This is a genomic window from Paraburkholderia sp. Cy-641 (genome assembly GCF_011752945.1).
Classification (GTDB): Bacteria; Pseudomonadota; Gammaproteobacteria; order Burkholderiales; family Burkholderiaceae; genus Paraburkholderia.
On the sequence record NZ_VWWM01000014.1, the window covers coordinates 1 to 12,223 of the forward strand.

The 12,223-nt window shown below is 67.2% G+C and carries 9 protein-coding genes and 1 pseudogene; 2 read left to right on the plus strand and 8 right to left on the minus strand.

Going from position 1 to position 12,223, the window contains the following annotated elements; translation table 11 throughout:
• The 6 genes and pseudogenes from F3J20_RS09045 to F3J20_RS09070 form a co-directional block, all read right to left on the minus strand.
• Nucleotides 1-295, minus strand: a pseudogene (locus F3J20_RS09045) (hypothetical protein); the annotation flags it as partial.
• Between the two features lie 5 nt (nucleotides 296-300).
• The gene (locus F3J20_RS09050) at nucleotides 301-876 is read right to left on the minus strand and encodes a TMEM175 family protein (protein WP_167043309.1); all 576 of its coding nucleotides are present in this window, start codon (nucleotides 874-876) and stop codon (nucleotides 301-303) included.
• Between the two features lie 169 nt (nucleotides 877-1,045).
• Nucleotides 1,046-2,443, minus strand: coding sequence for an FAD-containing oxidoreductase (locus tag F3J20_RS09055; protein ID WP_167283209.1), 1,398 nt, complete (start codon nucleotides 2,441-2,443; stop codon nucleotides 1,046-1,048).
• A gap of 187 nt (nucleotides 2,444-2,630) precedes the next feature.
• The gene (locus F3J20_RS09060; RefSeq protein ID WP_167043313.1) at nucleotides 2,631-2,819 is read right to left on the minus strand and encodes a hypothetical protein; all 189 of its coding nucleotides are present in this window, start codon (nucleotides 2,817-2,819) and stop codon (nucleotides 2,631-2,633) included.
• A 229-nt stretch (nucleotides 2,820-3,048) separates the two neighbouring features.
• Entirely contained in the window at nucleotides 3,049-5,373 is a 2,325-nt protein-coding gene (locus tag F3J20_RS09065) for an EAL domain-containing protein (protein WP_167283210.1), read from the minus strand.
• Nucleotides 5,374-5,548: 175 nt separating this feature from the next.
• On the minus strand, nucleotides 5,549-6,352 hold the full coding sequence (locus F3J20_RS09070) for an SH3 domain-containing protein (RefSeq protein ID WP_167283211.1): 804 nt from the start codon (nucleotides 6,350-6,352) through the stop codon (nucleotides 5,549-5,551).
• A 574-nt stretch (nucleotides 6,353-6,926) separates the two neighbouring features.
• On the opposite strand from F3J20_RS09070, the gene F3J20_RS09075 reads away from it, so the two are divergent.
• A complete protein-coding gene (locus F3J20_RS09075) occupies nucleotides 6,927-7,676 on the plus strand; it encodes an SDR family oxidoreductase (protein WP_167283212.1) in 750 nt (249 codons plus the stop codon).
• A 107-nt stretch (nucleotides 7,677-7,783) separates the two neighbouring features.
• On the opposite strand, the gene F3J20_RS09080 is transcribed toward F3J20_RS09075, so the two are convergent.
• A complete protein-coding gene (locus F3J20_RS09080; RefSeq protein ID WP_167283213.1) occupies nucleotides 7,784-8,137 on the minus strand; it encodes a helix-turn-helix domain-containing protein in 354 nt (117 codons plus the stop codon).
• Between the two features lie 94 nt (nucleotides 8,138-8,231).
• On the minus strand, nucleotides 8,232-9,680 hold the full coding sequence (locus tag F3J20_RS09085) for a PLP-dependent aminotransferase family protein (protein WP_167283214.1): 1,449 nt from the start codon (nucleotides 9,678-9,680) through the stop codon (nucleotides 8,232-8,234).
• A 212-nt stretch (nucleotides 9,681-9,892) separates the two neighbouring features.
• On the opposite strand from F3J20_RS09085, the gene F3J20_RS09090 reads away from it, so the two are divergent.
• The gene (locus tag F3J20_RS09090; RefSeq protein ID WP_167283215.1) at nucleotides 9,893-12,217 is read left to right on the plus strand and encodes an FdhF/YdeP family oxidoreductase; all 2,325 of its coding nucleotides are present in this window, start codon (nucleotides 9,893-9,895) and stop codon (nucleotides 12,215-12,217) included.
• The last annotated feature ends 6 nt before the right edge of the window (nucleotides 12,218-12,223 follow it).

The following is a 12,223-nucleotide window of genomic DNA, read 5'->3' on the forward strand; positions in this document are numbered from 1 at the left end:
CCGAGCCGAACCAGCCGGCCAGGCCGGCGACCAGCGCAACCGGCCAGCCGAAGCGCCGGCAGGTCCACGCATACGCGAGATTGAACGCTTCCGCCGCGACGATCGCCGCAATCGACGCCACCGATGCCTGCGCCGCGAACCCCGGCCCGCGTTCGAGCGCGAGCAGCAGCACGATCGGTCCGGCGACGACCGGCAGCCCGGCGAGCCATCCCGCGACCGACGGCCCCCACGCCCGCGCGGCGGCCGTCAGCGCGGCAAGAAACGCCGGCACCAGCACGAGCTTCAGCGCGAGCAGCATGCTCAGCCCTCCAGCAGATGCTCGATACGCCGGTCCGGCACGAGCCACCACGCGGCGACGAGCGCATAAAGCGTGGCCGACGCCCACGGCTCGACGAACGCGAGCCCGATGCCGAGCAGATAGAGAACCACCGAGACCTTGCCCTTGAAGTCCCCGCCGAGCGCTCTCGCGAGCGTCGAGTCGCGGCCGTGCTCGTGGATCAGCGTGCGGGTCAGGAAGAAATAGGCGATCGCGGACATGAACAGCACGACGCCGTACAGCGCGCTCGGCCACGCGGCCAGATGGCTTTCGCCGAGCCAGTGCGTGACGGCCGGCAGCAGCGACAGCCAGAACAGCAGATGCAGGTTGGCCCACAGCACCTTGCCGTTGACCTTCTGCACCGCATGCAGCATGTGATGGTGATTGCTCCAGTAGATGCCGACGTAGATGAAGCTCAGCACGTAGGCGCAGAACACGGGAATGACCGGGCGCAGCGCCGCGAGATCGTGGCCTTCGGGCACCTTCAGTTCGAGCACCATGATCGTGATGATGATGGCGATTACGCCATCGCTGAAGGCTTCGACGCGTCCCTTGCCCATGCTGCGAGTCCCCGAGATGAATGCGGTTGAGCGCACAGCCCGCCCGCGCATGACGGACGAGCCGCGCCGTTGCCGATTATCGGCGACGCGGCAAGGCTTTGTCGATGCGCGCGAGATGGGCTGCCGCGCCGGTCGTGGGCAATTCCGTCCGCGGCGCTCGCGGGCGCGCTCACGGCATCGGCTTGAGACCGTCGAGCAGGGTCGGCACGAGTTCGCTGATCGTCGGATGCACGTGCATCGCGAATTGCAGCGTGGGATACGGTGCGCCCGCCGTCATGATGTCGATGAACGTGTGGATCGCCTCGTCGCCTTCGATGCCGTGAATCGCCGCGCCGAGAATCTGCCGGCTGTGCGCGTCGGCGAGCACTTTCATGAAGCCGTCGGTTTCACCGCGCTCGCGCGCGCGGCCCACGCGCGACATCGGCAGCGTCGCGATCAGCGCCTGCCGGCCGCTGCGACGCACGTCCTCTTCCGACAGGCCGACGCGCGCGAGCGGCGGATCGACGAACACCGCGTACGCCATGATCCGCGTGTCGGCGCTGCGCGAGCCGCCGTCGAGCAGATTGGCCGCGACGATCTGATAGTCGTCGTAGGAGGTATGCGTGAAAGCGCCGCGCCCATTGACGTCGCCGATCGCCCAGACGCCCGGCACGTTCGTGCGCAGTTGGCCGTCGACGGCGATCATGCCGTGCCGGTCCGTTCCGATGCCGGCGGCGTCGAGGCCGAGGTCGTCGGTATTCGGCTTGCGGCCGGTCGCGAACAGCAGGTGCGAGGCTTCGAGCGCCGGCACGTTCTGCTCGAAGCCGATGCAAACCTCGTTCGCGCGATGCGGATGCGGCTCGACCCGCGTCGGCTGCACGCCGAAATGAAACTCGACGCCGTCGCGCTCGAGCACCTTGCGCACCGACTCCGAGCAATCCGCGTCCTCGCGATTGAGCACGCGCTCGCCGCGCACGAGCACGCTCACGCGGCTGCCGAAGCGGCGAAACACCTGAGCGAATTCGAGCGCGATATAGCTGCCGCCGACGATCGCCAGATGATCCGGCAATTCGCTCAGTTCGAGCAGCGTGGAGTTCGTGTAGTACGGGATCCGCTGGATGCCGTCGAGCGGCGGCACGGCCGCGCGCGTGCCGGTGTTGATGAAGATTTCGTTGGCGCCCAGTTCCGCGAGCAGTTGGCCGTCGAGGCCGGTGACGGCGAGCGTATGCGCGCCGGTGAAGCGCGCATGACCGTTGAATACGGTCATGTTTTCGGTGCCGCGCAGCCATTTTTCGACGCCGCCGCGCGACTCGCCGATGATCCGGTCCTTGCGCGCCTTGACCGCCGCGAGATCGACGTTGATCGAACCCACCTGCACGCCGAGTTCGCCCGCGTGGCGCGCGACATGCGCCGCGCGGGCGCTCGCCACATACGATTTGGTCGGCGTGCAGCCGACGTTCACACAGGTTCCGCCAAACTCCGCGCGTTCGATGACGGCGGTTCGGCGGCCGCTTCGGGCAAGGCGCACGGCCAACGGCGCACCGCCCTGTCCCGTACCGATCACGACTGCGTCGAAATGCTGTGGCATGGCACGTCTCCCGGGGCTGGGTGCAGGTCCGTAGCATCTTACGCCTTGAACCATGCCGCCCGGCGAGCGCTGCCTTGCGGACCACCATCCGCCCACCGCGAGGATTAATCGGGATGACTACATGAACACTGCATGGACTGCTGCATGAACTACCGCGCAGGCTCGAAGCCTATTCGAGCCGCGCCCGTCATGCGTGGCAATGTACCGCGCAAAGCAGCGCGCGCGAACGTTGCAGCGCGGCCTGTGCTCCGCGTGCCGCGAACACCCAGCCCACCTGGCCGAGATTGAAGTCCTGCGACACCATCACCTGCATGAGCGCGACCATCGGCAGCACGACCGATGGCCGGTAAAGCTGGTTTCTGATCAACTCCGACATGACGACCCCCATCGCGCGGCGCCGCTTCGGCACCACGCCTGATTACGTTTCGATGGAAGCATTCTAGGGAGCGCGCCGCCGTCGATAAATACCGGCAACACGAAGTCACTTGTTCGTCAATCAGAACAATCGCGCACGGCAAAGCCGAAGCATCCGCCGCCCATGTGCCGGGCCCGGCGGCAGAAGCGCCCGCGGCACGTCAGGACGCTGAAGGCCGCGTCAGGACACCTCAGTACGCCTTCGCCATGCCGCTCGTCTGCGCATCGCCCAGGCCGCGCGCGTATGCGCTCGCGCCGACCGGCCGGCTATACAGATAGCCCTGCTGCTTGTCGCAATCGATCGCGCGCAGAAACGCCGCCTGCTCGGCGGTCTCGACGCCTTCCGCCGTCACGTTCATGCCGAGCGAGTGCGCCATCGCCACGACGGCCTGCGTGATCGCGATCGAGTCGCGATGGTCGGGCAGCCCCGCGACGAACGAGCGGTCGATCTTCAGGTTATGCAGCGGAAAGCGCTTCAGATAGGACAGCGACGAATAGCCGGTACCGAAATCGTCGACCGAAATGCGCACGCCCATCGTGCTCAGCGCGCTCAGCATCGGCAGCACGGTGTCGCTGTCGCTCATCAGCAGCCGCTCGGTGATCTCGAGTTCGAGCGCGGTGGGCTCGAGCCCCGACTGCGCGAGACAGCGCTCGATGCGCTCGAGCAGACCGTCGTTGAATTGCCGCGGCGACAGGTTCACCGCGACGATCAGATGCGGCGCGAGCGTGCGCCGCCATTGCGCGACCTGCTCGCAGGCCCGCTGGAGCACCCAGTCGCCGATCTCGCCGATCAGCCCCGCGTCCTCCGCGACCGGAATGAACTCGCCCGGCGACACGTTGCCGAGCTCGCCGTTGTACCAGCGCAAAAGCGCCTCGGCGCCGATCGTGCGGCCGTCCTGGCTATCGACGATCGGCTGGTACACGAGGCTCAGCTCGTCGGCGGCGAGCGCGCGGCGCAGCGACTGCTCGATCGTGAAGCGCCGCTGCAGATGCCGGTTCAGCTCGGCGGTGAAGAACTGGAAGTTGTTACGGCCGCGCTGCTTCGCGTGATACATCGCCGAGTCGGCGTTGCGCATCAGCGTCGCGACGTCCTGGCCGTCCTCGGGAAAGAGACTGATGCCGATCGACGCACCGAGGTAGTACTCGTTGCCGGCCACCGCGAACGGCACCGCGATCATGTCGAGAATCCGGTGCGCGAGGGCGATCAGCTCGCTCGTGTCGCCATACGCGCTGACGACGATCACGAATTCGTCGCCGCCGACGCGCGCGAGCGTGTCGCCGCGTCCAACGCAGGCCGACAGCCGCTCGGCAACGCTGCACAGCAGCGCGTCGCCAGCTTCGTGGCCGGCGGTGTCGTTGACCTTCTTGAAGCTGTCGAGATCGACGAACAGCACCGCGACGCCCGCGGGCTCGAACGTGCCGTCGCCGCCGTTGCCGTGGCCCTGCGGTTCGAACAGGTCGCGCATCCGCTCGGTCAGATAGGCGCGGTTGTAGAGGCCCGTGAGCGAGTCGCGCGTGGCGAGAAACTTGAGCTGGCGCTGCGCCTCGCGCACCGGGCCGATGTCGGTAAACGAGATCAGCACCGAATCCGGCTCGCTCTCGCCGGGCCGCATGATCGGCACGACGTTCTCGGTGATCCACACGACCTCGCCGCCGATCAGCTCGACGCCGATCGTCACGCCGAGCAGCGGCTTGCCGGTCGCGAAGACCTGCGTAACCGGCCGCTGCGTTTCGTGGATGAGCGAGCCGTCCTCGTTGAACGAGCGCGTCATCACGGTATCGATGCGGCAACCGACGATCTGCGGCGTCGCGCGCAGCATGCGCTGCGCGCTCGGATTGCAGGCGAGCACGATGCCCGCGCGCGACTGCACGACGATGCCCTCGCTCAGATGATCGACGACGAGCCGGTGCCGCTCCTCGCTGCGCGCGAGACGCTGCGCCATCGCGTCCTGATGGACCGCGAGGCCGACGCTGCCGCCGATATCGTGCAGCATCGCCTCTTCTTCGGGAGTGGGACGCCGCCTCGTGCGGTAATAGACCGCGAACGCGCCGAGCACGACGCCGGCGTCGTTTTCGAACGGCACGGACCAGCACGCGCGCAGACCGTACGGCCGGGCGAGATGGCGGAAGCCTTCCCAGAGCGGATCGGTTTCGATGTCGTCGACGACGACGAGACGCCGGCCGTACATCGCGGTGCCGCACGAACCGACCCGCGGGCCGATCGCAATGCCGTTGACCGCCGCGCTGTACGCGGGCGGCAGCGACGGTGCGCCGCCGACGCGCATGTGCACGCCGTCGGCGTCGAGCAGCAGGATCGAGCAGGACGCGCCTTCGCCGAGCAGCGCCTCGGCGCGGCGACATACCTCGTCGAGCAGTTCCGGCAACGGCGTGTTGCACGTGATGAGCCGCAATACGCTGCGCTCCGAGGCGAGCAGTTCCTCGGCTCGCTCGGCCCGGTAGCGGGAGCCCTCTGGAGAGGCTGCCGTCGTGCCACGTGATGTCGCTTCGCAAATCATGGTTGCGCCCCCCAACCCAACATCGGCAAATAAGTGTCCGCCGCGCACCAGGGTTTACGAGAGACCGGTGCGAAATATCTGCAATGCGTCGCCTATGCGCGAGGCCGGGCGGGGAATGCCGGAAGCCTCGCCTATCCGGCGCGCCCGGTGTCTTCGCCGCGGTGCGCGGGCCGGTTCAGTTGTTGCCGCCTCCGCCACCGCCTTGCTGCCTGCCGGGTGGGCGGTTGCCGCCCCCGCCTTGGGGGCCTTGTGGACCGCCGCCGCCCGAAGGTCGGCCACCGCCGCTGCCCTGTGGGCCGCCGGGTGGACGGCTGCCTGCGTTACCCGGTGGCGGACCGCCGGGTGGTCGTCCGCCTGCATTGCCTGGTGGCGGGCCGCCTGGTGGTCGTCCGCCTGCATTACCCGGTGGTGGGCCGCCGGGTGGACGGCCGCCTGCGTTGCCCGGTGGCGAGCCACCCGGCGGTCGTCCGCCTGCATTGCCCGGTGGCGGTCCACCCGGTGGTCGTCCGCCTGCATTGCCCGGTGGCGGGCCGCCTGGTCCAGCATGCCACGGCGGCCGCCGCACTGTCGGCGGCGGATGGTGAGCCCAGCGCGACTGCTGGCTGTACCAGGGCCGGCTGCGGTAATAGTTGCCCCAGTAATCGGCGATCGCAAAGCCCACAATCGGCAGACCGATCACGGTGCCGTAGTTCACCAACGGCACATTGCCGCCCTGATACGGCACACTGAGCCGCGCTGCAAAGACCCAGCCGCGCAGATTCGGCGCGGCGACATCGCACCAGTGGAAGTTGCCGAGGCAGCCCATGACCGTAAGCGGAACGCCGGCCGGCAATTGCGTGACGATCGGATAATCGGCCGCAGGGCCGGCGTGCACGTTGACCCGGCTCGTCGTGTAGGCCTGCGACTGCGCGCTCGCCACGACCGGCAACGCCAGCAGGCCCGCCGCGACCGACAGGCCCAGAACGAATCGTTGTGTCATTCCTGTTCCTTCCCCCAGTCTGGACGGCCGCTTCCCGCCAGCCGCCCTATATGCCCCTACTTATATATAGACGTTGCACCCGTCGTATGACAATGGCGCGGCGCCCGGTCCCGACGGCAACGCTTCGCCCGCACGCCTCGCGAGGCGGCACGCGGCGCATCGATCCGCGAGGCCGCCGCGCAATCGACGCTCGACGGCACCGTGGGCCAACTGTACTGGAAAGCACCCAGGCAAGTCACCCGTCGCCAGGCGTTTTCCGACGACGGCGGCGGCAAATGGCTATCGCGGCATGGAAGCGGACCTGAAATGGGCCTGAATCAACCCTGAAGTGGCCCTGCAGCGGCCCCTCGATTTCGCCCGACCTGCTCCCGGATCGTTCCGGAACCGCTCCCGGCCTGTACCCCGAATCGCATCCGGATCGCCTTCCGAATCGCCTTCCCAATCGCACCCGGCCCGCGCTCCACAACATGTTCGATATCTTCGAACGAGTGCATCGAGGAAGTGGTACGGCAAGCGCGTCCGCGACGCGCATTATCACTCCTACCAACCCCTCACACTGTTTCGGAGAAATGAAATGACCCGCTTCCAGAACACCTCGATTCTCGTCACCGGCGGCAGCAGCGGCATCGGCTTCGCGGCCTCGCAAGCGTTCGCCCGCGAAGGCGCTCGCGTCGTCATCACCGGCCGCGACGCCGCCGCGCTCGACACCGCCAAAAACGCGCTCGGCGAACGGGCGATCGCGATCCGCAACGACGCGGGCTCGCTCGCGGCGGCGCGCGAACTGGCCGCCGCAGTCGACGCGCAAGGCGTGCGGCTCGACGCCGTCTTCATCAACGCGGGCAGCGCGAAATTCGCGCCGTTCGCGGACGTCGACGAAGCGCTGTGGGACGCGAGCTTCGACACCAACGTCAAGGGCGCGTACTTCCAGATCCAGGCGCTGCTGCCGCTGCTGAACCGGGGTGCGTCGATCGTCATCAACGGTTCGATCAACGCGCATATCGGCATGCCGGGCTCGTCCGTGTATGCGGCGAGCAAGGCCGCGCTGATTTCGCTCGCGAAGACGCTATCGGCGGAGTTGCTGCCGCGCGGCGTACGTGTGAACGTGGTGAGCCCTGGGCCGGTGCGCACGCCGCTCTACGGCAAGCTTGGCCTCGACGCGGCCGCGCTCGAGGCCACCGCCGCGCAGATCGTCGGCCAGGTGCCGCTCGGCCGCTTCGGCATGCCCGAGGAAATCGCCGCGACCGTGCTGCATCTGGCCGCGCCGGAGTCGGCGTTCATCGTCGGCAGCGAGATCATCGTCGATGGCGGGATGAGTCAGCTTTGAGTGGGCTTTGATCCGACGCGCGGGGACGCGCCGGGTCGCATCAGGTCATACTGGATCGCACTGCGTCGTACCAGGTCACACTGGGTCGCACCAAACCGTGAAACATATCAATGCAGGCTCGGCGGCCGAGGCGCGTCGTCCTCGGCGGCGGCACCGCCGTCGTCCGCATCCCTGCTGTCGGCATCGCCGCCCTCACCCTCTGCGTCGCCGAACAACTGCGCGCACAAGCCCTCGCCCGACTCGCTCAGACACACTGTGCCCGTGCCGTCCTCGTTGAACGCGGTATCGACGAGACCGCCGCCCGACAGCGCGGTCAGGTGGCGCCGCAAACTGCTCATCGGTACGTCGGCCTGCTTCGACAGCTTCGCGAGCGACCACGCGCGCCCCGGCGTTTCCCGGTGCGCGCGCCATAGCTGCGCGAGTATCGCGGCGAGCTGCGGGTCGATATCGTCATCATCCATGCGTGTCTCCTTCGTGGGTCGTTCGTAAGTCGTTCCTGGGTCGCCCGATTCGCGGGCCGGTCGTTCGCCACGCTCGCGATCCTGCCGCGCGCGCTCAGCTCATCCCCGCCACCAGTTCCCCCAGCGTCTTCAACGCCGCCTCGGCCTGCGCGGTCCACGGGTAGCTGTAGTTGAGCCGGATGAAGTGGCGAAAATCGTTGCGCGTCGAAAACATCATCCCGGGCCCCACCGTGATGCCGCGCGCGAGCGCGGCCTGATAGAGCCGCATCGAATCGATCCGGCCCGGCAGTTCGACCCACAGCACGTAGCCGCCCTGTGGCGCCGACACGCGCGTGCCAGCCGGAAAGAAGCGCAGCACGAGCGCCGTCATGATGCGCGCCTGCTGCCGGTACACCTTGCGCACGTGCCGCAGATGCCGGTCGTAGCCGTCGTGACGCAGATAATCGGCGACCGCGACCTGCGGCACCGACGGCGTCGTCAGCGTGTTCAGGAACTTGAGCTTCTCGACCTGCGCGCGATAACGCCCCGGCAGCGCCCAGCCGATCCGGTACGACGCGGTCAGGCTCTTCGAAAACGACGCGCAGTGCAGCACGAGCCCTCTTGTGTCGAAGGTCTTCAGCGTGGAAGGCCGCGTGTCGCCGAAATACAGTTCCTGGTAGACGTCGTTCTCGATCGCGGGAATCTCGTGCGCGGCCAGCAGTTCGACCAGTTGCCGCTTGCGCTCGTCGGACATGCAAAAGCCGAGCGGATTCTGGAAGTTCGGCATCACCATGCAGGCGGCGATCTTCTGCCGCCCGATCGCCTTGGCAAGCGCGTCGAGGTCGATGCCGTCGAGCGGATGCGTGGCGATTTCGAGCGCGCGCATGCCGAGGCGCTCGATCGCATGCAGCATCGCGTAGTAGGTCGGCGATTCGACCGCGACCGTGTCGCCCGGTTTGGCAACCGCCTGCAGGCTCAGGTTGATCGCCTCGGTCGCGCCGAGCGTGATGACGATCTCGCCCGGATCGACCGGCAGGCCGTTTTCCGCGTAGCGCCGCGCGATTTGCCGGATCAGCTCGGGATTGCCCGGCGGCAAGTCGTCGATCAGGTTCCAGCTCGCGTGACGCCGCGCGATCGCGTTCGCGTACTGGTTGATGCGCCGCCACGGAAACAGCGACGGGTCCGGATACGGCGAGCCGAACGGCACGGCGTCGTGCGCGCGGATGCTGCGCAGCGTCGACAGCACGAGGCGGCTCACGTCCACCGTGGCGGGCACCGGCGCGGGCGCGGCGGACTTGCGGCCCTCGCGCGCCGCGGTGGACGACGCAGCCGGCGCCACCGCGAGCGCCTTCGCCGCCGCGTCGCGCACGAAATAGCCGGACTGCGGCCGCGTCTCGACGATGCCGCGGCTCTCCAGCAACGCATACGCGTGCAGCACGGTCTTGATGCTGACGCCGTGCTGCTGGCTCGCCTGGCGCACCGAGGCAATCCGCTCGCCGGCCGCGAACACGCCGCGGCGCACGGCTTCGGTGATTTCGTCGGCGAGTTTTTCGTAGAGCTTCAAGGGGGTTACGGTGGAGTCGAAGGGGGCGAAGGAGTCGCGGGGCTTGCGAGGCTCACAGGGCCTGGAAAACGCCGGCACGCGCACCGCGATCAGGCTTGCGCAACTGTACTCCTATTCTTTCCGATTTTCTGTATCCGCCGCCTTCAGGGGGAACACAGTACGCTTGCGACTATCGGCCCGAAAAGCCCCCAAGCCTGCTCCATCGCCCCGTCATGAAGAAGAACGAAGCCAGCATCGAACCACGCATCGAGCCCTACAAGCACCCCGCCGCCGGCTGGGGCGCGCTCAAATACGTCGCGCTCAATCTGCTCAAGGAAAAAGTGGCGGGCGGCAACTACCGCACGCTGCTCAAGCAGAACCAGCCCGACGGCTTCGACTGCCCGGGCTGCGCCTGGCCCGATCGCGAGCATGCCTCGACCTTCGAGTTCTGCGAGAACGGCGTAAAGGCCGTGGCCGCCGAAGCGACCGGCAAGCGCGTGACGCCCGCGTTCTTCGCGCAGCACAGCGTCGCCGAACTGATGGCGCAATCGGACTTCGAACTCGAACAACACGGCCGTCTGACCGATCCGCTCGTCTACGACGCGCGCTCCGATCGCTACGTGCCGATCGGCTGGGACGCAGCGTTCGAGCTGATCGCGCGGCATCTGCAGCAGCTCGGCGATCCCGATCGCGCTGCGTTCTATACCTCGGGCCGCGCGAGCAACGAAGCCGCGTTCCTGTATCAGCTGTTCGTGCGCATGTACGGCACCAACAATTTCCCCGACTGCTCGAACATGTGCCACGAAGCGACGAGCCGTGGCCTGCCGCATACGGTCGGCATCGGCAAGGGCACGGTCACGCTCGACGACTTCGAGCACGCCGATACGCTGCTGATCTTCGGCCAGAATCCGGCCACCAACCATCCGCGCATGCTCGGCGAACTGCGCGAATGCGCGAAGCGCGGCGCGACGATCGTGTCGATCAATCCGCTCAAGGAGCGCGGGCTCGAACGCTTCGCGAGCCCGCAGCATCCGGTCGAAATGCTCACGCTCGGCAGCACGAAGATCAGTTCGGTGTTCATCCGCCCGAAGGTCGGCGGCGACTTCGCGCTGATCAAGGGCGTCGCCAAACGCATCATCGAACTCGACGACGAAGCGCTGGCCTCGGGCCTCGAACGCGTGCTCGACGTCGGCTTTATCGCCGAACACACGGTCGGCTTCGAAGCGTTCGCCGACGATCTGCGCGCCGAGCGCTGGGACACGATCGTCGCCGAAGCGGGCGTGCCGTTCGAAGATGTATTGAAGCTCGCCGACATCTACGCGCGTGGCCGCGCGGTGATCTCGACGTGGGGCATGGGCCTCACGCAGCACAAGAACTCGGTCGCGACGGTGCAGATGCTGTCGAACCTGATGATGATGCGCGGAAATATCGGCCGGCGCGGCGCGGGGCTGTGCCCGGTGCGCGGCCACTCGAACGTGCAGGGCGACCGCACGGTCGGCATCGAGGAAAAGCCAACCGACGCGTTTCTCGACAAGCTCGGCGCGGTCTACGATTTCGAACCGCCGCGCGAGCATGGGCTCGACGTCGTCAACACGATTCAGGCGATGCTCGACGGCCAGGTGAAAGTGTTCATCGGCCTGGGCGGTAATTTCTCGATCGCGACACCCGACACACCGCGCACGTGGGAGGCGATGCGCGCCTGCGATCTGACCGTGCACGTCACGACCAAGCTGAACCGCAGCCACCTCGTGCATGGCCGCGATGCGCTGATTCTGCCGACGCTCGGGCGCACCGAGATCGATCTGCAGAACGGCGTGCCGCAGGGCGTGAGCGTCGAGGATTCGATGAGCATGGTGCACATCTCGTATGGCATGAATCAACCGGCCTCGGATAATCTGCTCTCCGAAGTGGCGATCGTCGCGCGCATGGCGCATGCGACCCTGGGCAGCGCCAAGGTGGACTGGCTCGCGCACGCGGCCGACTACGCGCTGATTCGCGACGGCATCGCGCAGGTGATCGACGGTTTCGCCGATTACAACGAGCGCCTGAAGAAGCCCGGCGGCTTCCATCTCGGCGTGGCGTCGCGCGAGCGCATCTGGAAAACACCGAGCGGCAAGGCACAATTCCTCGTTCACGCGATCGCGCTCGATACGCCGATTCATCTGGCGCGCAAGCAACATGGCGAACGGCTCATGACGCTGATGACCACGCGCTCGCACGATCAGTACAACACGACGATTTACGGTCTCGACGATCGCTATCGCGGCGTGTACGGACAGCGGCGTGTGCTGTTCGCCAATCCGGCCGATATCGCGATGCTCGGGTTCGCGGCCGGCCAGCGCGTCGATATCACGAGCGTATGGGCCGATGGCATCGAGCGTCGCGTGGATGGCTTCCTGCTCGTCGAATACGACATTCCGCGCGGCTGCCTCGGTGCGTACTATCCGGAGACGAATCCGCTCGTGCCGCTTTCTTCCGTGGCGGATGGCGCGGGCACGCCGACTTCGAAGTCGATTCCGGTATTGCTGACGGCTTCGGTGGTTGAGGTGGCGGCTTGAGGTGTG

What these genes read in the sequence shown, in the direction of transcription:
- F3J20_RS09050 (WP_167043309.1), bottom strand. Translation starts at nt 876, where the DNA reads ATGGGCAAGGGACGCGTCGAAGCCTTCAGCGATGGCGTAATCGCCATC.
- F3J20_RS09055 (WP_167283209.1), bottom strand. Translation starts at nt 2,443, where the DNA reads ATGCCACAGCATTTCGACGCAGTCGTGATCGGTACGGGACAGGGCGGT.
- F3J20_RS09060 (WP_167043313.1), bottom strand. Translation starts at nt 2,819, where the DNA reads ATGTCGGAGTTGATCAGAAACCAGCTTTACCGGCCATCGGTCGTGCTG.
- F3J20_RS09065 (WP_167283210.1), bottom strand. Translation starts at nt 5,373, where the DNA reads ATGATTTGCGAAGCGACATCACGTGGCACGACGGCAGCCTCTCCAGAG.
- F3J20_RS09070 (WP_167283211.1), bottom strand. Translation starts at nt 6,352, where the DNA reads ATGACACAACGATTCGTTCTGGGCCTGTCGGTCGCGGCGGGCCTGCTG.
- F3J20_RS09075 (WP_167283212.1), top strand. Translation starts at nt 6,927, where the DNA reads ATGACCCGCTTCCAGAACACCTCGATTCTCGTCACCGGCGGCAGCAGC.
- F3J20_RS09080 (WP_167283213.1), bottom strand. Translation starts at nt 8,137, where the DNA reads ATGGATGATGACGATATCGACCCGCAGCTCGCCGCGATACTCGCGCAG.
- F3J20_RS09090 (WP_167283215.1), top strand. Translation starts at nt 9,893, where the DNA reads ATGAAGAAGAACGAAGCCAGCATCGAACCACGCATCGAGCCCTACAAG.